The following is a 22,809-nucleotide window of genomic DNA, read 5'->3' on the forward strand; positions in this document are numbered from 1 at the left end:
TTTCCGCCTTTCGGCTTCTTCGCGTTTCCCACTCTACCAGATCCGTTTCGCGTTTCCGCTTTCCGTTTCCGGTCCCTGTGGGGTCGGGGTTGGCCATCCGGCTTTCGCTTTCCGGCCTTTCCGACTCTATCAGATCCGGTTCGTTCCGTTTCCGGTCCGAATTCGTTTCCGATTCCCCGTCGGAGGGGGGTTGTGCTTGCCTTTCGGCGTGGTCACTACTTTAGCGGAATTCCTCGGTGACTCAAATCGAGTCCCGGTCGAATTTCGGCATGCCGAAATCGTTCCCGGTGAGGGGCCGTGCAGTAGTGGTGTGCCGCTGAAGCGGCGGGATGGCTGCTCGGGGCCGTCGGCCCCGTGGCAACTCGGAGAACACTACACGAGGGGGTCAGGTGCTTCAAACCCGTGCGGCGCCTGGGCTGTGGGGATACTTTGGGCGCATGACTCCGCATGCGCTCGTACTGCTGTGGTGGCTCGCCTGACGGCGGCCGACCACCAGCGCATGCATGACCACGGCCGCCGCTTCGGCGGCCGTTCGCGTTTCTCCCTCTCGCAGCCGGCCGGCGGAGTCCGGCGGTCCCGACACGTGACGTACGTACGGGAGAGACGAGATGGCGATGACGCGGATCTTCAGCGGTGTGAAGCCGACCGGGCACCTGACGCTCGGGAACTACCTCGGGGCGATGCGGCGCTGGGCGGAGGTGGACCAGCACCGGGCGGACGCCCTGTTCTGTGTGGTGGATCTGCACACGCTGACCGTGGAGCACGATCCGGCGCGGGTGCGGCGGCTGAGCCGGCAGGCCGCGACGCTTCTGCTGGCCACCGGGCTGGACCCGGAGCGGTGCACGGTGTTCGTGCAGAGCCATGTGGATGAGCATGCGCGGCTGGCGTACCTGATGGAGTGCACGGCCACGGACGGCGAGATGCGGCGCATGATCCAGTACAAGGAGAAGGCCGCGGGCGAGCAGGGGCGGGGCGGGAGCGTGCGGCTGTCGCTGCTGACGTATCCGGCGCTGATGGCGGCGGACATCCTGGCGTACGGGACGCATGAGGTGCCGGTCGGGGAGGACCAGGCGCAGCATCTGGAGCTGACACGGGATCTGGCGGTGCGGTTCAACCAGCGGTACGGGGCGACGTTCGTGGTGCCGAAGGCGCGGCATCCGCAGGTGGCGGCGCGGGTGATGGATCTCCAGGAGCCCACCTCGAAGATGGGGAAGTCGAGCGTCCGGACGTCCGGGATCGTCTATCTGTTGGACGAGCCGGAGGTGGTGCGCAAGAAGGTGATGCGCGCGGTGACGGATGCCGGGAGCGATGTCGTCTACGACCGGGATGAGCAGCCCGGGGTGGCGAATCTGCTGGAGATGCTGGCGGCCTGTACGGGTGGGGATCCGCAGACGCTGGCCGGGGCGTACGACTCGTACGGGGCGTTGAAGAAGGACACCGCCGAGGCGGTGGTCGAGTTGCTGCGGCCGGTGCGGGAGCGGCATGCGGCGTTGGCCGCGGAGCAGGGGCACATCGATGCCGTGCTGCGGGTGGGGGCGGAGCGGGCCCGGGCGATGGCGCGGCCGCGGGTGGATGCGGCGTATCGGGCGGTGGGGTTGATGCCCCTGGGGTGAGAAGGGAACGGGTTAGGGGGTGGGGCGGGTGGGCTCGGCGGGGTCGTCGTCCGGGCTTGTCCGCCCCGGGTGCTTGTCCGTCGCCGGTGGGGGTGTGGTGGTGAAGGCGGTGCGGTAGGCGCGGGGGCTGGTGGCGAGGTGGGTGGCGAAGTGCTGGCGCAGGGTGACTTCGCTGCCGAAGCCGGCGCGGCGGGCCACTTCGGGGATGGGGTGGTCGGTGCGTTCCAGGAGGCGTTGGGCAGCGGCCAGGCGCTGGGTGAGGAGCCAGCGGTGCGGGGTGGTGCCGGTGGTGGCGCGGAAGCGGCGGGCGAAGGTGCGGGGTGCGAGGCCGGCGCGCCGGGCCAGCACGGTGACGGTCAGGGGCTCGTGGAGGTGGCGTAGGGCCCATTCGCGCAGGTCGGCGAGGGCGTCGGCGTCGCGGTCGGTGGCGGGGGTGGGGTGGTCGACGAACTGGGCCTGAGTGCCGCTGCGGAACGGGGCGGTGACCATCGAGCGGGCGATGCCGGCGGCGGCCTCGGCGCCGTGGGACGTACGGACCAGGTGGAGGCAGAGGTCGATGCCGGCGGCGGTGCCGGCGGAGGTCCAGATGCCGCCGTCGTGGCGGAAGAGGGCGTCCGGTTCGACGGTGACGTGGGGGTGGTGGGTGCGCAGGAGGTCGGCGAGGTTCCAGTGGGTGGTGGCGCGGCGGCCGTCGAGGAGGCCGGCCTGGGCGAGGGTGAAGGCGCCGCCGCACAGGGCGGCGAGGGGGGTGCCCGCGCGGTGGGCCAGGCGGAGCGCGTCGAGCACCGGGGGCGGGGCGGGGGTGAGGTGGTCGTCGAGGCCGGGGACGACGATCAGGTCGGCGTGGGGGAGCCAGTCCAGGGTGCGGTCCGGGGTGAGGGCGAAGCCGCCGCGGAGGGTGATCGGGGCGGGGTCGGGGGCGCAGCGGCGCAGGTCGAAGGCGGGCAGGCCGCGGTCGGTGCGGTCGGTTCCCCAGACCTCGGTGATGACGGCGACGTCGAAGGGCCGGACGGCGGGGAAGGCGAGCATCGCCACGCGGTAGGGGCGCGGGGGTGCGGCAGACGGTATGAGTCCGGACGGCGTGGGGGCGGATGACGGGGGCGCGGATGGCGTGGGGGCGGATGACGTGGGGTCGGGGCTCATGGGCGGAGCATGGCAGGAGGGGTGGCAGGAAGTCATCGATAGCGTGCGGTTGTGCCACTGGTGGGGTGGGACGGGGCGCCGGAGGATCGGGGCATGGCGATTGAAGAGCTTGAGGCGAACGCGGCGCTGGTGGTCATCGACGTACAGAAGGGCTTCGAGGAGCACGGTTTCTGGGGGCGGCGGAACATGCCGGAGGCGGAGGGCAATATCGCCGCGCTGATCGACGTCTGGCAGGAGACCGGGCGCCCGGTGGTGTTCGTCCGGCACGATTCGACGAAGCCCGGGTCGCCGCTGCGGAGCGGTGTGGCGGGCAATGACTTCCAGGACTTCGTGGCCGCGCGGCGCGGGCGGGGGCCGGGGCCCGAGCTGCTGGTGACGAAGACGGTGAACTCCGCCTTCTACGGGGAGCCGGACCTGGGGGCGTGGCTGCGGGCGGCGGGCATCGGGCAGCTCGTGCTCTCGGGGGTCCAGACGAATATGTGCGTCGAGACGACGGCCCGGATGGGCGGGAATCTGGGGTACGACGTGATCGTGCCGCTGGACGCGACCCACACGTTCGACCTGGAGGGGCCGGAGGGGGTGCGGCTGTCCGCGGAGGAGCTGGCGCGGGCCACCGCCGTTTCGCTGCACGGCGGTGGCTTCGCGCGGGTGGTGCGGACGGCCGAGGTGCTGGCCGTCGCCGGCCGCTGATCAGCCGTTGCCGGAGGCCAGCTCGCGGCTGCGGTCGCGGGCGGCTTCCAGGGCGGCGATGAGCGCGGCGCGTACGCCGTGGTTCTCCAGCTCGCGGATGGCGTTGATGGTGGTGCCGGCGGGCGAGGTGACGTTCTCGCGGAGCTTGACCGGGTGTTCGCCGCTGTCGCGGAGCATCACGGCGGCGCCGATCGCGGCCTGGACGATGAGGTCGTGGGCCTTGTCGCGGGGCAGGCCGAGCAGGATGCCCGCGTCGGTCATCGCCTCGACGAGGAAGTAGAAGTAGGCCGGGCCGGAGCCGGAGAGCGCGGTGGCGGCGTCCTGCTGGGACTCCGGGACGCGCAGCGTCTTGCCGACGCCGGAGAAGATCTCCTCCGTACGGGTGAGGTGGGCGCCGGTGGCGTGGGTGCCGGCGGAGATGACGGACATCGCCTCGTCCACCAGGGCGGGAGTGTTCGTCATGACGCGGACGACGGGGGTGCCGGCGGCGAGCCGCTCCTCGAAGAACGCGGTGGGGATGCCGGCGGCGCCGCTGATGACCAGGCGGTCGGCGGGGACGTGCGGGGCCAGTTCGTCCAGGAGGCCGGCCATGTCCTGGGGTTTGACCGTGAGGATCAGGGTGTCGGCGGCCTTGGCGGCTTCGGGGTTGCTCACCGCTTCGACGCCGTAGCGGGTGCGCAACTGCTCGGCGCGTTCGGGACGGCGGGCGGTGACCAGGAGGTCGGAGGGTGCCCAACCGCCTCGGATCATTCCGCTGAGCAGGGCTTCGCCGATTTTTCCGGTGCCGAGTACGGCGACCTTCTGGGTCATGCTGCGGTTCACCTCGCCGGTGGTGCCTGGTCGGTTACGTCGTCATCCTCGCACCCGGTACCCGCCGGGCGCGGGGGCGTCCCGAGGGCCGGACGCCGTGACGAGCCGGGGCACGGGGTGGGGCGGCGAGCGGGCGCGTCAGGGTGTGCGGCGCCGGAGGGTGGCGGCGCCGAGGGCGAGGACGAGCAGGGCGCAGCCGGTGACGACGGCGGTGTCGCGGAGGAAGGCGCCGGTGATGTCGGGGTGGGTGAGGACCTCGTTCATGGCGTCGACGGCGTAGGACATCGGCAGGACGTCGGAGAGCGCTTCGAGGGCGGGCTGCATGGTCTCGCGCGGGGTGAACAGGCCGCAGAGCAGCAACTGGGGTGTCAGGACGGCGGGCATGAACTGCACGGCCTGGAATTCGGAGGCGGCGAACGCCGAGACGAACAGGCCGAGCGCGGTGCCGAGCAGGGCGTCCAGGACGGCCACCAGCAGGAGCAGCCACGGGGAGCCGGTGACGTCGAGGCCGAGGAGCCAGAGCGATAGGCCGGTGGCGAGGGCGGACTGCACGATGGCCAGCAGGCCGAAGGCGAGGGCGTAGCCGGCGATCAGGTCGGCCTTGCCCAGCGGCATGGTGAGCAGGCGTTCGAGGGTTCCCGAGGTGCGTTCGCGGAGGGTGGCGATCGAGGTCACCAGGAACATCGTGATCATCGGGAAGATGCCGAGGAGTGAGGCGCCGATGCTGTCGAAGGTCTGCGGGCGGGCGTCGAAGACGTAGCGGAGCAGGGTGATCATCACGCACGGGACGAGGAGCATCAGGGCGATGGTGCGCGGGTCGTGGCGGAGTTGGCGCAGGACGCGGGCGGTGGTGGCCAGGGTGCGGGAGGGGGAGAGGGAGGGGGAGGAGGAGGGGGAGGCGGCGGCAGTGGGGCGGGGCCCGGTGTCGGGGGTCATCGTGGAGGCTCCTCGGGGTGGGTGTCGGCTGCGGCTTGGGCCTCGTCGACCAGGTGCAGGAAGGCGGCCTCGACGGTGGGGCGGCCGGTGCGGGCGCGCAGGGTCGCGGGCGCGCCGTCGGCCAGGAGCCGGCCGTCGCGCAGGAGGAGCAGGCGGTGGCAGCGTTCGGCTTCGTCCATGACGTGGGAGGAGACGAGGAGGGTGGCGCCGCGGTCGGTGGCGAGGGTGTGGAAGAGGTGCCACAGGTCGCGGCGCAGGACGGGGTCGAGGCCGACGGTCGGCTCGTCCAGGACGAGGAGTTCGGGGGTGCCGAGCAGGGCCACCGCGAGGGAGACGCGGCTGCGCTGGCCGCCGGAGAGCTTGCCGGCGAGGACGCCGGCGTGGTCGGCGAGGCCGACGTCCTCGATGGTGTGCGCGACGGTCTCGCGGCGTTCGGCGCGGGCGGCCCGGCCCGGTCGCAGGACCGCGGCGAAGTAGGCGAGGTTCTGCCGGACGGTGAGGTCGTCGTAGACGGAGGGCGCCTGGGTGACGTAGCCGATGCGGGGGCGCAGGCGGGGGTGGCCGGCGGGATGGCCGAGGACGTCGAGGGTGCCGGTGACCTTGGCCTGGCTGCCGACGATGGCGCGTATGAGGGTGCTTTTGCCGCAGCCGGAGGGGCCGAGGAGGCCGGTGATCTGGCCGCGCGGTACGTCGAAGGCGAGGGCGTCGAGGACGGTGCGGCCGCCTCGGGTGACGGTGAGGTCGCGGGCGTGGATGACGGGCGGGGTGGGGGTCGGGGTGTTGGTCCGGGCGTTGGTGGGGGTGTTGATACGGGCCGCCGGGTCGCGGGCGTTATTCATCATGGGGTGAATAGTGAGTCTGGTGCGGTGGGGCGTCAAGAGGGGAGCGCGGCTGGCGCGTTGTGGCCGTTGACGCGCTCCCGGCGGTCGCCGGAGTGAATGGAATTGATCATTCCTTTTCGATGACTCCGCGTTTACCTGACGGTTACACGTCTACTTGCGCGCGGCCGTGACCCGTTGGACACAATGGAGCGAACGGTCCGATCGCGCCGGAGGGGGACGACGATGGCGAAGGTCCGGGTCGGCGCTCTGTGCCGGCTCCTGGTGCTCGTCGCGGCCGTCGTTCTGATCCTCCCGGTCGTCTTTCGGGCCGCGCCGGCCGTCGCGCGCGCGAGTTCCGCGGCCGCCGCCCCGGGCACCCCGGCCGTGGCGCCGGACGCCTCCGGTGGCGCGTCCGCCTGGCTCGACGCCCCGGCTCCCGCCACTCCCCGTGCGTCCCAGCTCGCGATGGACACCGACGACCACCGGGGCACCGGCCCCGACCGCTGCCAGCCACGGCGTGGCGGGCGGTCCACGGCCGCGCCGTCCGCGCCGGTGCCGCTGTCCACGCCGCTGTCGACGAGCTGCGCCGCGGGGGCGGCGAGCGCGCTGACCGTCACGGTCCCGCTGACCGGACGGCAGGCCGTACCCGTGTCGGGCTCCGGCGAACTGCCGGTCCGACATGGGGTGTTCCGCTGCTGAGAGTGGTGGGTGTGGCGGGTGCGGTGGGTGCGGTGCCGTGTGATGGCGTGATGCCGCGCGCTCGGCGTGGTCGGCGTGATGAGAGCGATCTGAGGGGTCTCTGAGGGCCGCCTGGCGCGCCGGAGAGCCGTCGGGTCCTACGGCGCTCGGCGGAGCGGTGCGCTCGCGCCGGTGGCCGGGCCGACGTCGGGCGCGGATCTACCGCACGCGCGTCCGTAGCCGCGTCTTATCCGGCGTCCGTCCCCGCATCCGCATCCGCGTCCGCGTCTGGGTCCCCGCATCCGGCTCCGGCTCCGCATCCGTAGTGACGCCTGGCCGGTGACCCTGCCCGCCCGAATCCCTGTCCGGCTGATCCCTGGCCGTCCGAATCCCTGCCGAGCTGATCCCCATCCGCCCGAATTCCTGTCCGGCGGATCCGTTCCCAGGTGATCGGTCCCCGCACCCGATCCGTACATCTGATCGGTACGTCTGATCCGTTCCCGACCTGATCCGTTGCCGACCTGATCCGTTCCCGACCTGATCCGTTGCCGACCTGATCCGTTCCCGACCTGATCCATGCCGCCGCGCCGCCGCGCGTCCGCTCGTGCGCCACCGCACCCCGCACTCGCATCTCGCCCTCGCTGGAGGCAACCGTCATGCAGAAGCCACCTGTCGGTCCCCGCCACACGCACCGCCCCTCCCGTCCCTCCCGCTCGTTACTCCCCGCCCGGCGCTCCCGTCCCTCTCTCCCCTCCCTCTCCCTTCGTCAGCGCCTCCCGGGCTGGCGGGCCGATTTCACCGCGTCCCTCGTCGTCTTCCTCGTCGCCGTCCCGCTCTGCGTCGGCGTGGCCGTCGCCTCCGGCGTGCCGGCCGAACTCGGCCTCGTCACGGGCATCGTCGGCGGCCTGCTGACCGGCCTCCTGCCCGGCAGCAGCCTCCAGGTCAGCGGGCCCGCCGCCGGTCTGACCGTCTTGGTCTACGAGGCCGTGCGGGAGTACGGGCTCGGCGCGCTGGGCGCGCTGGTGCTGGCGGCCGGGGCGCTCCAGCTCGCCATGGGCGCGCTGCGGCTCGGCCGGTGGTTCCGGGCGATCTCCGTCGCGGTGGTCCAGGGGATGCTCGCGGGCATCGGACTGGTGCTGATCGCGGGCCAGTTGTACGCCCTCGCGGACGCCGAGCCGCCCGGCAGCGGGCTGGCCAAACTCGGCGGCCTGCCCGCCCTCGCCATCGCCACGGCCGGCTCCGACGCGGGGCTCACCGCGGCGGCCGTGGGCGTCGGGACGATTGCGGTGCTGGTGCTGTGGCCCCGCTGGCGGCGGGCGGCGCGGGTGCTGCCGGCGCCGCTGGTGGCGGTGGTGCTGGCGACGCTCGTGGTGTTCGTACTGGACCTGCCGGTCGCGCGGGTCCAGGTGGAGGGCCTGCTGGATGCCGTACAGCCGCCCGGCGCGGCGGTTTTCGCCCGGTTGGCAGAACCGGCGGCGATCGTCGGCACGCTGGGCACCGTGCTCGCCTTCACCCTGATCGCGTCGGCGGAATCGCTCTTCAGCGCCGCCGCGGTGGACCGGCTGCACGACGGGCCGCGTACGCACTACGACAAGGAGCTGATGGCCCAGGGCGCGGGCAACGCCGTGTGCGGGCTGCTCGGCGCGCTGCCGATGACGGCGGTGATCGTGCGCAGCTCGGCCAACGTCTATGCCGGGGCGCGGACGAAAGCCTCGCGGGTGCTGCACGGCGTGTGGCTGCTGCTCTTCGCGGCGGCCTTCCCCGCCGCCCTGGGGGTGGTGCCGATCGCGGCGCTGGCCGGCGTACTGATCCACGCGGGCTGGAAGCTGATCCCGCGCAAGGAATTCGTGCCGCTGTGGCGCGAACATCGCGGCGAGGCGGTCGTGCTCGCCGTGACGGCGCTGGCGATCGTGACGACGAACATGTTCGAAGGGGTGCTGCTGGGGTTGCTGATGGCCGTGGCCAAGTCGGCGTGGGAGACCTCGCACGTGCACCTGGAGATCGAGGGGCTGGACGGGCCGGAACGGGGCGCGGGGGCGCGCCGCCCGATCCGCGTACGGGCCGTCGGCCACGCGACGTTCCTGCGGCTGCCCAAGCTGCTGGACCAGTTGGAGGCGCTGCCCCGGGACCGGGAGATCGAACTGGATCTGTCCGGGCTGCGGCATCTCGACCATGCCTGCGCGGCCACGCTCGGTAGCTGGGCGGAGCAGCGGCGCCGGACCGGCAGCGCGGCCCAGGCGCCGGACCTCGCGGGTAGCTGAGCAGGAGTTCACCGCCAGTTGAGCGCGAGCTCACCGGCAGCCGAGTCGGACCGAATTCGTACAGCCACAAATCGCTACATAATGCCATCGAAGCGGAAGGGACCGGCGTAGAGGCCGAAATGATCGTAGGGTCAGGGATCTTGTGACTGTCCGACGACTCTTGGAGTGCTGTGAACCGCCGGCCCCTCCGCTCCTGCGGCGCGACCGCCGCCCTGTCCGTCGCCCTGCTGCTGTCCTCCTGCACCGGCGGGGTGCGCGCCACCGGTGCGGCGGGCAGCGGCGGGGTGGGCGACCCGCTCTTCCCGTCGCTCGGCAACGGCGGTTACCAGGTCACCCACTACGGGCTCACCCTCGACTACGACGTGGCGAAGCGGCACCTGGACGCCACGGCCGAGATCACCGCCGAGGCGAAGAAGGACCTGCGCTCCTTCAAGTTGGACCTCAAGGGGCTGAAGGTGTCCGGCGTACGGGTCGACGGCGAGGACGCGCCCTTCAGCCGTAAGGGGCACAAGCTGACGGTCCGGCCGGCCGCCGGGCTGAAGAAGGGCGCGACGTTCCACACCACCGTCGACTACAGCGGCACCCCGCAGGAGATGACGGACCCGGACGGTTCCACGGAGGGGTGGGTCAAGACCCCCGACGGCGCGTTCGTGGCCGGTGAGCCGGCCGGTGCCATGACGTGGTTCCCCGGCAACAACCACCCGAGCGACAAGGCCGCGTACGACTTCAAGATCACTGTGCCGCAGCGGTACACCGCCGTCGCCAACGGGGAGCTGCGCGCCCGGCGGACCGCCAAGGGCCGGACGACGTACGAGTGGCACAACGGCGAGCCGATGGCCACCTATCTCGCCACCGCCACCATCGGCGATTTCAAGCTCACCGAGTCGCGCACCTCCGACGGGCTGCCGCTGTACGTGGCGGTGGATCCGGCGGAGGCCGCGGCGAGCAAGGAGCCGCTGGAGCGGCTGCCGGAGATCGTGAAGTGGGAGAAGAAGCTGTTCGGCGCGTATCCCTTCTCCTCCGCGGGGGCGATCGTCGACGACACTCCCGAGCGGGTCGACTGGTGGGCGCTGGAGAGCCAGACCAAGCCGGTCTACGCGGGCGCGCCGGACACGGCAACCGTGGTGCACGAGATGGCGCACCAGTGGTTCGGGAACTCGGTCACGCCGAAGACCTGGAAGGACACCTGGCTCAACGAGGGCTTCGCCACATACGCCGAATGGCTGTGGGAGGAGCGCGAGGGCGGCAAGACGCCTCAGGAACAGTTCGACGCGTATTACGACTCCAGCGAGAAGGAAAAGCGCTGGGAATTCCCGCCGGGCGACCCGGGAAAGGCGGCGAACGTGACCGAGACGCCCGTCTACGAGCGCGGCGCGATGGTGCTCCAGCAACTGCGCAATCTCGTCGGCGACAAGACGTTCTTCTCGATCCTGAAGGAATGGCCGGCCGAGTACCGGCACGCCGGCGCCGACACCCAGGACTTCATCGCCTTTTGCGACGAGCGCACGGACGAGGACCTGACCGACCTCTTCGACGACTGGCTGTACGGGGAGGGCCGGCCGGACTGGGAGTACTGAGCCGGAGCTCGCCGGCCCCCGCTCCCGTCTCAGGGGCGGTTTTTGCGCTTGGTTTTCGGGGGGCGGGCTGCCGGGTTGCCTGTGCGGGTGGCTCGGCGGCGGGTGTGGCGGGCCTGGGCGGCGGCGTATTCGGTGCGGTGGAGCTTTTCGCCGGGGGCCTCGATGAGGGTGCGGCAGAAGTAGGCCAGCAGGGAGCCGACGAAACCGATCATCACCAGGCTCTGCGCGGATTTGTCGGCCGAGCCCTCGGCGGACGGGTCCGGGCGGCGGGTGAAGCCGTTCCAGGTGCGGCGGAAGGCCAGGGCGCTGCAGATGGCGAAGCACGCGACGACCAGGATGCCGACGAACGGGCCGACGGCGGCGATCTCCAGGCCTTGGAAGGCGAAGCGCAGGACGAGCGCGCCGGCCGCGGCGAGCGCCAGGGAGCCGGCCGCGACGCCGACCCGGCGCAGGGCGTAGCCGCCGTCGTGCTCGACCCAGGTGGTGCCGAAGAACCGGATCGGCTCCGGCTCGGGGCCGCCGGGCCCGAGGCCGGGGCGGGTCCCTGAGCTGGGGCCGTGCCCGGATCCGGGGCCGCCGGGGGTCGTCCGCTCATCGCTCATGGCGTCGATTATCCCCGGCGGCGCGGTGGGGCCGGTGGTCGCACCCGTTGGTTCAGCTCATGCAGCGGGGTGCGACGAAGCCGTCGCTGCCGGTGTGGACGTAGGTGTCGGAGATGTACTGGCCGGGAGCGATGTTGTCCCAGATGTCCGAGGTGCCGTACGGGCCGCTGACCCGCTCGCCGTGTCGCTGGCAGCGGATCTGGACCCGTGCGCCCTCCGCGAGCCGCCCCACGACGGGCGTGTCGGTGCCGGGGCCCTTGCGGATGTTGACGCGGTAGCCGGGCGCGACGGCGAAGGAGTGGCGGCTCCCGGCCGCCTGGACGGCCGGCTCGCCGGCGTCCGCGACGCCCACGCCCGCTCCCGCGCCGCCATCCGCGTCCTGCGCGGCCTCCTCGCCGCCGAAGACCCGCTCCACAAAGCCCGGAAAGTCCTGTGTGCTCATTTCGTGTTCCCCCGTTGTGTGGTTCCTGTGGTGATTTCTCCTGAAGCGCTCCGTGCGGGGCGCCCCGTTTTCGCAACTCGCACGCTAGCAAGCCTCATTCATCTCGTACGCGCCATCGACTAGGCTCCGCGCGTCGCACCTGCGACCGAATGGCACGGCGAATGACACGGGGGTGGAAGGATGCCGCCGCTGCGCGATTCCGGGGTCGGCCCGGAAGCGGAGCGTCCGGAATACGCCGGGCAATATCGCCTGGAGGCGCGTCTGGGCGCCGGCGGTATGGGCGTGGTCCATCTGGCGCGCTCGTCGTCCGGGCTGCTGCTCGCGGTCAAGGTCATTCACGCCGAATTCGCCCAAGACCCCGAATTCCGGGGGCGGTTCCGGCAGGAGGTGGCTGCCGCACGGCGGGTCAGCGGGGCCTTTACGGCGCCGGTCGTGGATGCCGACCCGGACGCCGAGCGCCCGTGGATGGCGACCCTCCACATTCCCGGCCCCACCCTCTCCGAACACGTGAAGCGGAACGGCCCGCTGCCCACCGGCGAGGTCCGCAGGCTGGCCGCCGGGCTCGCGGAGGCGCTGCGCGACATCCACCGCGCGGGCGTCGTGCACCGGGACCTCAAGCCGGGGAACGTGCTGTTGGCCGCCGACGGCCCGAAGGTCATCGACTTCGGCATCTCGCGCCCGTCGGACAGCGAAATGCGCACGGAGACCGGCAAATTGATCGGGACGCCGCCGTTCATGGCGCCCGAACAGTTCCAGCGGCCGCGCGAGGTGGGTCCGGCGGCGGACGTGTTCGCGCTGGGTTCGGTGCTGGTGCACGCCGCCACCGGGCGCGGCCCGTTCGACTCGGAGAGCCCGTACCTCGTCGCGTATCAGGTGGTGCATGACGAGGCGGATCTGGCGGGAGTGCCGGGCGAGTTGGCGCCGCTCATCGAGAGCTGCCTGGCGAAGGACCCGGCGGACCGGCCGACGCCGGACACCCTGATGGAGGTACTGCGGGCCGACACGCCGACGGAGGTGCACGAGCGGCTGCACGCCGAGTTGCTGGAGGAGCTGCACGCGCGGACGGCGGGCGGCGGGGCGGATGGCGGCCCGGCGGGCGGTTCGGGTGGCGCGTTCGGCTCCGGTAACTCGGGTAGGTCGTACGGCTCGGGCGGCCCTGACCACTCCGACCCCTCGTACGGCTCGGACGCCTCGTACCGCTCGGGCGCTCCGGAAGGCAGCGCTCCGGATGCGCGGATACCGTGTCAGCGGCAGCCGGTGCGGGCCGAGTCCGCGCCGCAACGGGCCGAGGCGACGCATGTCCGCGTCCGTCCCCCGGGACGGGACCGCCCCGACGCCCCGGCAGACCCGACGGCCCCCGCAGCCCCGGCGGCCCCGGCGCGGGCGGGATCCCTCGACCCCGACGCCGTAGCCTCCCCCCTCGCCCCCCAGGCCCCCGTCTCCGCAACCACCGCCGACCTCACGGACCCCACCCACCCCGCCCCGACGACCACAAGCACCTCCACAAGCACCTCCACAAGCACCTCCCCTCCCCGCCCGGCCCGCCGCCGGCTCGTATGGGCAGCCGTGTCCCTGGTGCTGGCCGGGGCCGGCGTCTTCGCGGGCCTGCGGGCGCTGTCCGCCGAGGAGCCGGGCACGGACCCGGCGTTGCAGACCCACGCGCCGAGGGTCGACCGTGCCGCCTTCCACCCCTGGCGGACCACGCTCCTCAAGCGGCCCGAGGGTTACCCCGCCGAGATGCCGTTCTGCACGAGCGGCCCGGCGGGCGCCGCCCCGACCCGCACCACCGCCGCCACCACCGATGCGGACACCGACGACACGACCACCGATGCCGACGCCACCAACACCGCCGACACCACCACCGCCGTCTTCTGCGCCCAGTCCGGCGTACCGGCCGCCCGCCTCGACGCCGACACCGGCCGCGTGATCTGGCGCCGTACGGGCGGCCCCTCCGGCAGGACCGCCCCGCACCCGGCCGCGCCCGTCCTCTCCGGCGGCCTGCTGTACGTCTTCTCCCCCGACGGCAAGCGGCTGGAAGCGCTCGACCCGTCGGCCGAGGGAAAGGGCGCCACCCGCTGGTCCAAGGACATCTCCGGCTACGAGGGCGGGGCGGCCCTCGTCGGCGACCGGTTGCTGCTGACCGCCGGGGACGGCACCGTCACCGCGCTCGACGCCGCCACCCACCGGCAGCGGTGGCGCAAGTCCTTCCCCGGCCACCGGCTGCCGGCCTTCACCTCGTTCGGCGACCCCCGCACCGCCTACGCCGCCGAGAGCGCACCCGGCGGCGCGGCCACCCAGGTCACCGCCATCGACCCGGCGGACGGCAGGATCCGCTGGACCCGGCGGCTGCCCGGCTCGCTCACCCCGGCCGGGACCGGCGCCTCGGGGGCGCTGTATCTGACGGCCACCGACCCCAGGCTCGTCTTCCGCACGTCCGCGGTGCTCCGCTACGACCCGGCCACCGGCCGCAGCCGCCGCCTGCCGCTGACCGCGCCGCTCGACGGTGTGGCCGCCGTGGTGCGCGGCGAGACGGTGTACCTGCTGGCCGAGGGCGGCGCGTTGCAGGCCGTCGGCGAACGGAAGTGGGATGTGGAGACGTCGGTGAGCCGGGGTTCGACGCCCGTGGTGAGCGGCGACCGGCTGTTTTTCTCCGCCGCGGACGGCCGGCTCCTCGCCGTCGACACCACCTCCGGCGCGCTGCTGGGGCAGACGCCGCCGCGGCTGGCGGCCGGCCGGCACAACGGCTTCCTGGAGTCGCTGCCAGCGCCGGTGGTGGACGCGCCCCGTGGCCGGGTCTACGCGGCGGCGCCCAACGGCACGGTCTTCGCCGCGCCGACCGGGGACCCGGCCGGCTGGTGAGGCCCGGCCCCCGGGCCACCCGCATGACAGGCGCAGGCGCACGCCTCGCGCCGCACCCCGGGGACGGTGGTCGCCTGCGCGGTCCCCTTGTCGCACGTCGCGTGCGTGCCGATGTGACACGCCGGGGAGATGTACGGGGCGGTGGAGGCGGTGTACGCGGACGCTCGCGCGGCCATCTCAGGCCGCCGCCGAACGGGGCGCGGATCCGCCGGGCCGGACGTAGACACCGTGGATCACGGCCGGTCCCGCGTCGATCCCGCGCAGCGCCAGGTCGAGTACCCAGCGGCGTTCCGCCTGCGCCCGGCGCTCCGGGTTGTACGGGCCCCCGCAGTCCGGGCAGGCACGGCTTCGGATGCGCAGGTAGGGGCGTGCGGGGATCGGCGTGTCCATGAGCAGGCGTTCCTCGGCCGCGTCACGTGCGTAAGGACTCTTGTGTCGCGGCAACGGGTGGCGCGGGCGCCGGGTGGCCGGTTCGGCGGGCGGCCCCGGTACGGAGACGGAGGCCGCGCGGTGCCGCCCGTACCCGGGGAGGAGCCGCGCCAGCAGGCGGGTCAGGCGCGTGGTCACCGGGCCGCCCTGTTGAGCGCGGCGATCAGCTTGCGCGTGGTCTCCAGATTGCAGCGGCCCAGTTCGATGAGGGGGTGGGGCTGCTCGTAGCTGTAGGAGAGGGGGTCGACGCACAGTGACGGCAGCACGACGTCCGTCCGCTTGAGCGCTGCCGCCAACTCATCGCGCGCCGCCTCGGCTTCCGCCATCTGTTCCCTCGTCATGGTGCCGCTCCCGTCTGCCGTTTACCTGTCCGAGACGCCGGCCCACGACTACCGTGTGTGTTCCGGTCATTACGAGCATGGACCGGAAATCGGCGACGAACCCCGGTTACGGCCCGTAGTTCGTCACCGCGCACCGCAAGTTCCACACCTTCCACGGAGGGCAGCACGATGCCAGCACGACGAGCGGTCACCGGTCGAAGTCAGGAGCCACGGCAACGGTTTGTGGAAGAGCTGCGATTACTCCGCGCCCAGAGGGGCCACAGCCTGCGGCAGCTCGGCGACGCCCTGGGCTGGGACTGGTCCCTCTTCGGCAAGATGGAGAGCGGGCAGACCTTGGGAAGCCCGGACGTCGTCCAGGCGCTGGACCAGCACTACGGGACGCCGGGGCTCTTGCTGGCGCTCTGGGAGTTGGCGGCTGGAGACCCGACCCAGTTCCGTGAGCGGTACCGGCGCTACATGACGCTCGAAGCCGAGGCGGTCAGCATGTGGCACTACGGAGTCAGCACCGTTCATGGGCTGCTCCAGACCAAGGGCTACGCAGAAACCCTGCTCGCGGCGGGCGGCCTCAGCGGCGACGAGCTGACGCGCCAGGTCGAAGCGCGGATAGGGCGTCGGGAGTTGCTGGCCGGTGACGACGCACCACGGTTCCGCACCATCCTGTCCGAGGCGGTGTTGCGTACGCCGTTGGAAGACGCCGAGGAGTGGCGGAAGCAACTGCAGCACTTGGTGGACATCGGCGAACGACCGAACGTGATCGTTCAAGTAGTGCCGCACAAAGTCGGGCTGCACGCACTGTCGAACACCGACACCATGCTCTTGCGGATGCCGAACGGGCACACCGTGGCCTGGGTGGAGACCGGGTATTCGGGCGAACTGGTCGAGGAAACAGCCGCCGCCGAGCGACTCCAGCTCAGCTACGATCTGGTCCATGACCTAGCTCTTTCCCCGGCCGATACCCGGAAGTTCATCACGCAGATGTTGGAGGAAGTGTCGTGCGATCCATCGACCTGACTGCCGCTACCTGGCGCAAGAGTTCGTACAGCAACCAGGACGGTGGAGCCTGCATCGAGGTTTCCGACGACCTCCTCACCACCGCCGAGTGGCGCAAGTCCAGCTACAGCAACCCGGATGGCGGCCAGTGCATCGAGGTGGCCGACAGCCTCCCCGCCCCCCTCGTCCCCGTACGCGACAGCAAGGACCCGCACGGCCCCGCGCTCGTCTTCCCCGCGTCGGCCTGGTCCTCGTTCGTCACCGCCGTCAAGGGCGGCGCACTGCCCGGCGTCTGACGCCTGGACAGACACCCAAGCGAACGGCCCCCGTCGTCCACGACGGGGGCCGTCGCGCACCCCGGGCCCGTCCGGTTTCCAGTAACGGAAACCCGAACCCCTTGTTTCCTCCTGGGAGAGGGCGCGAGCATCGGACACACTCAACGACGAGGGGGCGGGCTGTGAGGCTGAAACGGCTGGTGGGCGAGTGCGACAACGGCGATTGCCCCACCATCTACGCAACGGACCGGGGCACGCTCGCCATCCAGGGGGTCAGGGTGGCCGACCACGGGCTGGAGATCCCCGCTCACGAAACCTTGGTGGAGATCCCTGTCGAACTCATCCGAAAGGCAATCCGTGACCGCCACATCTAAGATCTTGGGGGATTGGTTCGACGACTTCGACCAGGAAGCCTTCCGGCTGGAGACCCTGGACGACTACAGCAAGTCGGGCGGTGTTGACGCATACCGCGCCTTCCTCGCCGGCGAGCCGCAACCGGAGGAATACCGGACGGCCGACTGGGTGACGACAGTCGGAAACGCAACCCGATCGAAAAAGCGAATCTACCGCGTCCACATCCTCGCCCGCCCGCTCACCGATTACCTGCGGTTCGAACTTTCCTGGGGTTACCGCCGGAACATGACGGCCGGGGAAGAGTTCTTCATCCTGGACACCACGAACCAAGAGAATCCGATTCCGGACGCCCCGGACTTCTGGCTCTTCGATGAGCGAGTTATCGCATCCATGAATTACGACGGGCACGGCAAGTACCTGGGGGCCGATTTCCTCGGAGAAGACGAGCTGGCCAGATTCCTGACGTACCGGGACACGGCAATGGCCCTGGCCGTTCCGTTCTCCGACTGGTGGGCAAAGCACGGCGAGTGAACAGAGCCAGTCTCGGATCAGCGCTGCGGGAGCTGCGTGAGACCTCCGGTTTGGAGGCCAAAGCGGTTGCCCGTGGCGCTGCCATGTCCCGTTCCAAGCTGTCCAAGATCGAGAATGGCAACACTGCGGCAAGCGTCACGGACGTCGACTGCATCCTCACGGCTATAGGCGTATCGGATGAGGTCAAGGCCGCATACATGACCGCCGCCAGGGAGGCGGCCACGGAAGTCACCGCATGGCGACTGGTCCGCCGTCTCGGGTACAGCCGCAAACAGCGGCAGGTACAGGCCCTGGAATCACAAACGACTCTGCTGCGTCTGTTTCAGCCGTCCCTCGTTCCCGGGCTGCTCCAGACTCCCGAGTACGTCCGGGCCGTGTTCGCTCGCCATAACGACCTCTCGGAAGCGCAGCTAGAGCGCACCATCGGCGCCAGGCTGGCGCGGCAAAGCGTCCTGTACTCGACAGGGAAGACGTTCCGTTTCGTCATCACGGAATCCGTCCTCCGCTGGCGGATCGTTCCGCCCCTGGTGACAGTCGGGCAACTGGACCGATTGATTTCGGTCTCTCGACTGCCAAATGTCGACCTCCGCATCGTCGCACTTTCCGCCCCTCAGACGGATTTTCCGGGACACTCGTTCGTCATCAAGGACGACCGGACGGTGACCGTTGAGACGGCCCACGCGGAAATGGTGGTGACCGACCCCAGGGACATTGCCCTGTACGTATCCAAGTTCGAGGGATTCAGCGGTTCCGCCGTTGCCGGCGATGGCATGCGGGCCCTGATCGCGTCTCTCCGCGACGAGCTTTTGCGCGAACAGGAAACCGGCTAGAACCTCGCCCCTCATCCCGACACCATGGCCTTCCGGTAAACGCGACGGAAGGGCATGGCGATGACCGATCTGTACGGGCTCCCCATCGACGGGGCCGAGTTCTCCAAGGCGTGCGGCGGCAATACGCATCCGGACGGCGAAGCGTGTGTGACCCTCGCGAAGATCGGTCCGGACGCGTGGGCCATGGGCGACAGCAAGCGCCCGGACGCCGAGCCGCTGCGCTTCACCACGGCGGAGCTGGACGCGGCGGGAATCGACCCCGTGCGCTTCTGCCTCTCCGCGTAGCACTGAGCACAACGGGGACCGACGGCCCTGCCCACGCCATCGGGTGGGGCCGTCGTCCTCTTGCGTAGTCGTCCTTTCTCGTAACGGAGCAGCGGTTGCACCACCACGGTTACGCATGGCTCGGGGAGAAGAAGACGTTCGACAGGGAGAGCGTCCGCAGACCGCCCGGTCAGGCCCCGACCGCGACCAGCGCCCAGGAGGTACTCGACCGGTACCGAGAAGCCGTCGCCGCGTTCCCGAACTGCGACGTGCCACCGCTCCAGACGGCGCATTGGCTCATGAAGCCGCCCTCCGCGATCCGGGGGACCTGGGAGGAGCCGAAGGAGGCCGGCGCATGGCTGGCGCGGCGACTCGCAGAGCTCGCGCCCCGGTTGGCCTCCGAGAGTGACCGGGAAGCGGCCAGGTCGGTCCTCCTGGTGAACGCCGCGGTCGAGCGGCTGGCGTGGGGCGGAGACGTGTCACTCGGCCACTATCTGCGCGGCACTGTCTTCCACTCGATCGCCCTGGTGACGTGCTCACCCAACCGGGCCGCCCCCGGGCTGCCCTGCCCCGCCCGGCGGCCCCGTGCATGACAGCGGCCCCCGTCGTCCACGACGGGGGCCGCTGCGTACCGCTGAGGGTGTCAGCCGAGTTTGCTCACGTCGCGGACCGCGCCCTTGTCGGCGCTGGTGGCCATGGCCGCGTACGCGCGCAGGGCCTGCGAGACCTTGCGTTCGCGCTGCTTGGGGGCGTAGACGCCGCCCAGGGCTTCCCGGCGGGCCGACAGTTCCTCGTCCGAGACGAGGAGTTCGATCGACCGGTTGGGGATGTCGATGCGGATGCGGTCGCCGTCCTCGACCAGGGCGATCGTGCCGCCGGACGCCGCCTCGGGGGAGGCGTGGCCGATGGACAGGCCGGACGTGCCGCCGGAGAAGCGGCCGTCGGTGACCAGGGCGCAGGTCTTGCCCAGGCCGCGGCCCTTGAGGAAGGACGTCGGGTAGAGCATCTCCTGCATGCCGGGGCCGCCCTTGGGGCCCTCGTAGCGGATGACGACCACGTCGCCGTCCTTGACCTTCTTGCCGAGGATCTTCTCGACGGCCTCTTCCTGCGATTCGCAGACGACGGCCGGGCCCTCGAACGTCCAGATCGACTCGTCGACGCCCGCGGTCTTCACCACGCAGCCGTCCTCGGCGAGGTTGCCCTTGAGGACCGCCAGGCCGCCGTCGGTGGAGTAGGCGTGCGCCAGGTCGCGGATGCAGCCGCCGGCGGCGTCCAGGTCCAGGCTGTCCCAGCGCTCGGACTGGGAGAACGCGGTCGCCGAGCGCTTGCAGCCGGGGGCGGCGTGCCACAGCTCGACGGCCTCGGCGGACGGCGAGCCGCCGCGCACGTCCCAGGTCTTGAGCCAGTCGGCCATCGAGGCGCTGTGCACGGTGTGCACGTCCTCGTTGAGCATGCCGGCGCGGTAGAGCTCGCCGAGGATGGCGGGGATGCCGCCGGCGCGGTGCACGTCCTCCATGTAGTACGTGCCGCCGGGCGCGACGTTCGGCGCGACCTTCGCCAGGCACGGGACGCGGCGCGAGACGTCGTTGATGTCGTCCAGGTCGAAGTCCAGGCCCGCTTCCTGGGCCGCGGCGAGCAGGTGCAGGATCGTGTTGGTCGAGCCGCCCATGGCGATGTCCAGGGCCATGGCGTTCTCGAAGGCGGCGCGGGTGCCGATGTTGCGCGGCAGGACGGTGTGGTCGTCCTCGTCGTAGTGCCGCTTGGTGATCTCCACGACCGTGCGGCCGGCGTTCTCGTACAGCGCCTTGCGGGCGGTGTGCGTGGCGAGGACCGAGCCGTTGCCGGGCAGGGCCAGGCCGATGGCCTCGGCCAGGCAGTTCATCGAGTTGGCGGTGAACATGCCGGAACAGGAGCCGCAGGTCGGACAGGCGTTTTCCTCGATGCGGAGGATGTCCTCGTCGGAGATCTTGTCGTTGACGGCGTCCGAGATGGCGTCGACCAGGTCCAGGGTGCGGACGGTGCCGTCCACGAGGGTGGTCTTGCCGGCCTCCATCGGGCCGCCGGAGACGAAGACGGCGGGGATGTTGAGCCGCATGGCGGCCATCAGCATGCCCGGCGTGATCTTGTCGCAGTTGGAGATGCAGATCAGCGCGTCGGCGCAGTGCGCCTCGACCATGTACTCGACGGAGTCGGCGATCAGGTCGCGGGAGGGCAGGCTGTAGAGCATGCCGCCGTGGCCCATGGCGATGCCGTCGTCCACCGCGATGGTGTTGAACTCGCGCGCGATGCCGCCCGCCGCGTGGATCGCCTCGGAGACGATCCGGCCGACCGGCTGGAGGTGGGTGTGGCCGGGCACGAACTCGGTGAAGCTGTTGGCGACGGCGATGATCGGCTTGCCGAAGTCCTCCCGCGCTACGCCGGAGGCCTGCATAAGGGCTCGGGCGCCGGCCATGTTGCGGCCATGGGTAACGGTGCGGGACCTCAGCTCGGGCACGATGGTCACTCCCTCGGGATTCGTACGTTGCCGTCTTGCCGTCTTGCCGTGTCGATGTCCGGCCCTGCCCGCCGGCGGGCAGCGTCGATATCGGCATCACATATCAGCTCATCCGAGATTACGCCCTTGATCCAAGATCCGGACAGTGACTCCGGAATGTGAGACGGCTGCCCGGAGTGCGGACGGCTTCGCAGGCGCGGGTGCGCCCGTACGGCGGCTCGTCCGTGGGCCGCTCAGGGCTGGGTCAGATACCGCTGGAGGGTCGGGGCGACCATCGCGATGATCTCCTCCGCGTCGGCCGAGGCGACCGGCTCCATCTTGATCACGTAGCGCAGCACGGCCACGCCGATCAGATGGCCGGCGGCCAACTGGACCCGGAACTGCGGGTCGGGCACCGGCAGTTCGCCCGCCATCCGCGGGAGCAGCCGGCGTTCGATCAGGCTTCGCAGGACCGCCGCCGCGGTGTCGTTGGTCAGCGCCGAGCGCAGGATCGCCAGCAGCGGCTCCCGGCTGACCGGGTTCTCCCAGACGCCGAAGAGGTAGCGGGCCATCCGCTCCCCCACCGCGCCGCCGCCCGCGAGGACCTCCGGCATGGTCAGCGCGGGCGCGAAGGACAGCTCGATGGCCGCCGCGAAGACCTGTTCCTTGGTGCCGAAGTAGTGGTGCACCAGCGCCGGGTCCACTCCGGCCGCCCGGCCGATGCCGCGCACGGTCGCCTTGTCGTAGCCGCGCTCGGCGAACTCCGTACGGGCCGCGGCCAGGATCCGGTCCCGGGCGCCGGGCCCGGCGTCGGACGCGGCACGGGCGGGACGGCCGCGTTTCCGGGCGGGCGGGGCGGGGTCCGAAGCGGGCGGGACGGGGTCGGCGGCGGGCCCGTCGCCGGCGCCGTCGGGTGCGTGGTCGGCGGGCCCGTCGCCGTCGTCGGATCGGCGCTCGTCGGGCCGGGAGGGGCCGGTCACGACCCCGGGACCCAGGTCGGCGAGGCGAGGTGCAGCCGGGTGAAGGCCAGCGCCTCGGCGAGGTCCGCCTCGCGTTCGGCCGCGGACATCGCCCGGCGGGTGTTGACCTCGACCACCACATGGCCGGTGAAGCCGGTGGCGGCCAGCCGCTCCAGCAACTCGGCGCAGGGCTGGCCGCCGCGGCCGGGCACCAGGTGCTCGTCCTTGGCGGAGCCGTTGCCGTCGGCGAGGTGCACATGCGCCAGCCGGTCGCCCATCCGCTCCACCATCTCCAGCGCCTCGTTGCGCGCCGTGGCGGTGTGCGACAGGTCGATGGTGAAGTGCCGGTAGTCGTCGGTGGTGGGGTCCCAGTCCGGGGCGTAGGCCAGCATCTCGCGGTCGCGGTAGCGCCACGGATACATGTTCTCGACGGCGAACCTCACGTCCGTCTCGTGTTCCATCCGCCACACCCCGCGCACGAACCCCTTGGCGTAGTTGCGCTGCCAACGGAACGGCGGATGGACGACGACGGTGGAGGCGCCCAGCTTCTCCGCGGCGTGGCGCGCGCGCTGGAGCTTGACCCACGGGTCGGTGGACCACACCCGCTGCGTGATCAGCAGGCAGGGCGCGTGCACGGCCAGCACCGGCACGCCGTGGTAGTCCGAAAGCCGGCGCAGCGCCTCGATGTCCTGACTGACCGGGTCGGTCCACACCATGACCTCGACGCCGTCGTACCCCAGGCGCGCGGCGATCTCGAAGGCCGTCGCCGTGGACTCCGGATAGACCGAGGCCGTGGACAGGGCGACCTTCGCATCCGGGATGCGCACCACTGGCTCTGTCACGAGGGACAGCGTACGGGCCGGGACTGCCCGTGGGGCAGGAGACCCGGACGACAGCCGGATCGGGCATCCGCTCCGGGGCGCGCGGTGTG

24 protein-coding genes are annotated in these 22,809 nt (G+C 71.4%); 13 read left to right on the forward strand and 11 right to left on the reverse strand.

Going from position 1 to position 22,809, the window contains the following annotated elements:
• The first annotated feature begins 614 nt into the window (after positions 1-614).
• The gene (trpS, locus tag ACZ45Z_RS29715; protein ID WP_468369043.1) at positions 615-1,613 is read left to right on the forward strand and encodes a tryptophan--tRNA ligase; all 999 of its coding nucleotides are present in this window, start codon (positions 615-617) and stop codon (positions 1,611-1,613) included.
• Between the two features lie 12 nt (positions 1,614-1,625).
• Here trpS and ACZ45Z_RS29720 read toward each other — a convergent pair whose 3' ends face one another.
• Positions 1,626-2,642 carry a GlxA family transcriptional regulator gene (locus ACZ45Z_RS29720; RefSeq protein ID WP_468368848.1) on the reverse strand — a complete coding sequence of 339 codons (1,017 nt, stop codon included), beginning with the start codon at positions 2,640-2,642 and terminating at the stop codon, positions 1,626-1,628.
• A gap of 207 nt (positions 2,643-2,849) precedes the next feature.
• On the opposite strand from ACZ45Z_RS29720, the gene ACZ45Z_RS29725 reads away from it, so the two are divergent.
• Positions 2,850-3,446 carry a cysteine hydrolase family protein gene (locus ACZ45Z_RS29725; RefSeq protein ID WP_468368851.1) on the forward strand — a complete coding sequence of 199 codons (597 nt, stop codon included), beginning with the start codon at positions 2,850-2,852 and terminating at the stop codon, positions 3,444-3,446.
• Here ACZ45Z_RS29725 and proC read toward each other — a convergent pair whose 3' ends face one another.
• From proC to ACZ45Z_RS29740, 3 genes are all read right to left on the reverse strand, one after another.
• Positions 3,447-4,256, reverse strand: coding sequence for a pyrroline-5-carboxylate reductase (gene proC, locus ACZ45Z_RS29730; RefSeq protein ID WP_468368854.1), 810 nt, complete (start codon positions 4,254-4,256; stop codon positions 3,447-3,449).
• Between the two features lie 138 nt (positions 4,257-4,394).
• On the reverse strand, positions 4,395-5,192 hold the full coding sequence (locus ACZ45Z_RS29735) for an ABC transporter permease (RefSeq protein WP_468368857.1): 798 nt from the start codon (positions 5,190-5,192) through the stop codon (positions 4,395-4,397).
• On the reverse strand, positions 5,189-6,034 hold the full coding sequence (locus ACZ45Z_RS29740; RefSeq protein ID WP_468368860.1) for an ABC transporter ATP-binding protein: 846 nt from the start codon (positions 6,032-6,034) through the stop codon (positions 5,189-5,191). The genes ACZ45Z_RS29735 and ACZ45Z_RS29740 overlap by 4 nt, the downstream gene beginning before the upstream one ends.
• A gap of 222 nt (positions 6,035-6,256) precedes the next feature.
• On the opposite strand from ACZ45Z_RS29740, the gene ACZ45Z_RS29745 reads away from it, so the two are divergent.
• The 3 genes from ACZ45Z_RS29745 (at position 6,257) to ACZ45Z_RS29755 (ending at position 10,529) form a co-directional block, all read left to right on the forward strand.
• Positions 6,257-6,712 carry a hypothetical protein gene (locus tag ACZ45Z_RS29745; protein WP_468368864.1) on the forward strand — a complete coding sequence of 152 codons (456 nt, stop codon included), beginning with the start codon at positions 6,257-6,259 and terminating at the stop codon, positions 6,710-6,712.
• A 635-nt stretch (positions 6,713-7,347) separates the two neighbouring features.
• Complete coding sequence (locus tag ACZ45Z_RS29750) at positions 7,348-8,952, forward strand: SulP family inorganic anion transporter (protein WP_468368867.1); 1,605 nt, start codon at positions 7,348-7,350, stop codon at positions 8,950-8,952.
• A gap of 170 nt (positions 8,953-9,122) precedes the next feature.
• Complete coding sequence (locus tag ACZ45Z_RS29755; protein WP_468368870.1) at positions 9,123-10,529, forward strand: M1 family metallopeptidase; 1,407 nt, start codon at positions 9,123-9,125, stop codon at positions 10,527-10,529.
• Between the two features lie 29 nt (positions 10,530-10,558).
• On the opposite strand, the gene ACZ45Z_RS29760 is transcribed toward ACZ45Z_RS29755, so the two are convergent.
• Both ACZ45Z_RS29760 and ACZ45Z_RS29765 read right to left on the reverse strand, forming a co-directional pair.
• The gene (locus ACZ45Z_RS29760) at positions 10,559-11,131 is read right to left on the reverse strand and encodes a hypothetical protein (RefSeq protein WP_468368873.1); all 573 of its coding nucleotides are present in this window, start codon (positions 11,129-11,131) and stop codon (positions 10,559-10,561) included.
• A 52-nt stretch (positions 11,132-11,183) separates the two neighbouring features.
• On the reverse strand, positions 11,184-11,573 hold the full coding sequence (locus ACZ45Z_RS29765; RefSeq protein WP_468368874.1) for a peptidase: 390 nt from the start codon (positions 11,571-11,573) through the stop codon (positions 11,184-11,186).
• A 180-nt stretch (positions 11,574-11,753) separates the two neighbouring features.
• Here ACZ45Z_RS29765 and ACZ45Z_RS29770 point away from each other — a divergent pair, with 180 nt between their 5' ends.
• Positions 11,754-14,432: a serine/threonine-protein kinase gene (locus tag ACZ45Z_RS29770; protein ID WP_468368876.1), complete on the forward strand. Its 2,679-nt coding sequence runs from the start codon at positions 11,754-11,756 to the stop codon at positions 14,430-14,432.
• A gap of 177 nt (positions 14,433-14,609) precedes the next feature.
• On the opposite strand, the gene ACZ45Z_RS29775 is transcribed toward ACZ45Z_RS29770, so the two are convergent.
• Together ACZ45Z_RS29775 and ACZ45Z_RS29780 are read right to left on the reverse strand one after the other, a co-directional pair.
• Positions 14,610-14,999, reverse strand: coding sequence for a hypothetical protein (locus ACZ45Z_RS29775; RefSeq protein WP_468368879.1), 390 nt, complete (start codon positions 14,997-14,999; stop codon positions 14,610-14,612).
• Entirely contained in the window at positions 14,996-15,202 is a 207-nt protein-coding gene (locus ACZ45Z_RS29780; RefSeq protein WP_468368882.1) for a hypothetical protein, read from the reverse strand. Before ACZ45Z_RS29780 ends, ACZ45Z_RS29775 begins: the two co-directional genes overlap by 4 nt.
• A gap of 168 nt (positions 15,203-15,370) precedes the next feature.
• Here ACZ45Z_RS29780 and ACZ45Z_RS29785 point away from each other — a divergent pair, with 168 nt between their 5' ends.
• The 7 genes from ACZ45Z_RS29785 to ACZ45Z_RS29815 all read left to right on the forward strand — a co-directional run bounded on the left by ACZ45Z_RS29785 (position 15,371) and on the right by ACZ45Z_RS29815 (position 19,039).
• Complete coding sequence (locus tag ACZ45Z_RS29785; protein ID WP_468368884.1) at positions 15,371-16,213, forward strand: helix-turn-helix domain-containing protein; 843 nt, start codon at positions 15,371-15,373, stop codon at positions 16,211-16,213.
• Entirely contained in the window at positions 16,195-16,488 is a 294-nt protein-coding gene (locus ACZ45Z_RS29790) for a DUF397 domain-containing protein (RefSeq protein ID WP_468368886.1), read from the forward strand. The genes ACZ45Z_RS29785 and ACZ45Z_RS29790 overlap by 19 nt, the downstream gene beginning before the upstream one ends.
• Before the next feature lie 161 nt (positions 16,489-16,649).
• Positions 16,650-16,841, forward strand: a complete 192-nt coding sequence (locus ACZ45Z_RS29795) for a hypothetical protein (RefSeq protein WP_468368889.1) — start codon at positions 16,650-16,652, stop codon at positions 16,839-16,841.
• Entirely contained in the window at positions 16,825-17,352 is a 528-nt protein-coding gene (locus tag ACZ45Z_RS29800) for a DUF6879 family protein (RefSeq protein WP_468368892.1), read from the forward strand. Before ACZ45Z_RS29795 ends, ACZ45Z_RS29800 begins: the two co-directional genes overlap by 17 nt.
• Before the next feature lie 23 nt (positions 17,353-17,375).
• The gene (locus ACZ45Z_RS29805; RefSeq protein WP_468369046.1) at positions 17,376-18,182 is read left to right on the forward strand and encodes a helix-turn-helix domain-containing protein; all 807 of its coding nucleotides are present in this window, start codon (positions 17,376-17,378) and stop codon (positions 18,180-18,182) included.
• A gap of 60 nt (positions 18,183-18,242) precedes the next feature.
• Positions 18,243-18,467: a DUF397 domain-containing protein gene (locus tag ACZ45Z_RS29810; protein WP_468369049.1), complete on the forward strand. Its 225-nt coding sequence runs from the start codon at positions 18,243-18,245 to the stop codon at positions 18,465-18,467.
• 95 nt (positions 18,468-18,562) lie between these two features.
• On the forward strand, positions 18,563-19,039 hold the full coding sequence (locus ACZ45Z_RS29815; protein ID WP_468368894.1) for a hypothetical protein: 477 nt from the start codon (positions 18,563-18,565) through the stop codon (positions 19,037-19,039).
• A gap of 50 nt (positions 19,040-19,089) precedes the next feature.
• On the opposite strand, the gene ilvD is transcribed toward ACZ45Z_RS29815, so the two are convergent.
• The 3 genes from ilvD to ACZ45Z_RS29830 all read right to left on the reverse strand — a co-directional run bounded on the left by ilvD (position 19,090) and on the right by ACZ45Z_RS29830 (position 22,708).
• A complete protein-coding gene (gene ilvD, locus ACZ45Z_RS29820; protein WP_468368897.1) occupies positions 19,090-20,940 on the reverse strand; it encodes a dihydroxy-acid dehydratase in 1,851 nt (616 codons plus the stop codon).
• Between the two features lie 233 nt (positions 20,941-21,173).
• Positions 21,174-21,899: a TetR/AcrR family transcriptional regulator gene (locus ACZ45Z_RS29825; RefSeq protein ID WP_468368899.1), complete on the reverse strand. Its 726-nt coding sequence runs from the start codon at positions 21,897-21,899 to the stop codon at positions 21,174-21,176.
• Positions 21,896-22,708: a sugar phosphate isomerase/epimerase family protein gene (locus ACZ45Z_RS29830; protein ID WP_468369052.1), complete on the reverse strand. Its 813-nt coding sequence runs from the start codon at positions 22,706-22,708 to the stop codon at positions 21,896-21,898. The genes ACZ45Z_RS29825 and ACZ45Z_RS29830 overlap by 4 nt, the downstream gene beginning before the upstream one ends.
• Positions 22,709-22,809 lie beyond the last annotated feature (101 nt).

This window comes from Streptomyces sp. NPDC031210, assembly GCF_055570395.1.

What these genes read in the sequence shown, in the direction of transcription:
- ACZ45Z_RS29760 (WP_468368873.1), bottom strand. Translation starts at nt 11,131, where the DNA reads ATGAGCGATGAGCGGACGACCCCCGGCGGCCCCGGATCCGGGCACGGC.
- ACZ45Z_RS29740 (WP_468368860.1), bottom strand. Translation starts at nt 6,034, where the DNA reads ATGATGAATAACGCCCGCGACCCGGCGGCCCGTATCAACACCCCCACC.
- ACZ45Z_RS29780 (WP_468368882.1), bottom strand. Translation starts at nt 15,202, where the DNA reads ATGACGAGGGAACAGATGGCGGAAGCCGAGGCGGCGCGCGATGAGTTG.
- trpS (WP_468369043.1), top strand. Translation starts at nt 615, where the DNA reads ATGACGCGGATCTTCAGCGGTGTGAAGCCGACCGGGCACCTGACGCTC.
- ACZ45Z_RS29770 (WP_468368876.1), top strand. Translation starts at nt 11,754, where the DNA reads ATGCCGCCGCTGCGCGATTCCGGGGTCGGCCCGGAAGCGGAGCGTCCG.
- ACZ45Z_RS29765 (WP_468368874.1), bottom strand. Translation starts at nt 11,573, where the DNA reads ATGAGCACACAGGACTTTCCGGGCTTTGTGGAGCGGGTCTTCGGCGGC.
- ACZ45Z_RS29720 (WP_468368848.1), bottom strand. Translation starts at nt 2,642, where the DNA reads ATGCTCGCCTTCCCCGCCGTCCGGCCCTTCGACGTCGCCGTCATCACC.
- ACZ45Z_RS29725 (WP_468368851.1), top strand. Translation starts at nt 2,850, where the DNA reads ATGGCGATTGAAGAGCTTGAGGCGAACGCGGCGCTGGTGGTCATCGAC.
- ACZ45Z_RS29745 (WP_468368864.1), top strand. Translation starts at nt 6,257, where the DNA reads ATGGCGAAGGTCCGGGTCGGCGCTCTGTGCCGGCTCCTGGTGCTCGTC.
- ACZ45Z_RS29810 (WP_468369049.1), top strand. Translation starts at nt 18,243, where the DNA reads ATGACCGATCTGTACGGGCTCCCCATCGACGGGGCCGAGTTCTCCAAG.
- ACZ45Z_RS29785 (WP_468368884.1), top strand. Translation starts at nt 15,371, where the DNA reads ATGCCAGCACGACGAGCGGTCACCGGTCGAAGTCAGGAGCCACGGCAA.
- proC (WP_468368854.1), bottom strand. Translation starts at nt 4,256, where the DNA reads ATGACCCAGAAGGTCGCCGTACTCGGCACCGGAAAAATCGGCGAAGCC.
- ACZ45Z_RS29750 (WP_468368867.1), top strand. Translation starts at nt 7,348, where the DNA reads ATGCAGAAGCCACCTGTCGGTCCCCGCCACACGCACCGCCCCTCCCGT.
- ACZ45Z_RS29735 (WP_468368857.1), bottom strand. Translation starts at nt 5,192, where the DNA reads ATGACCCCCGACACCGGGCCCCGCCCCACTGCCGCCGCCTCCCCCTCC.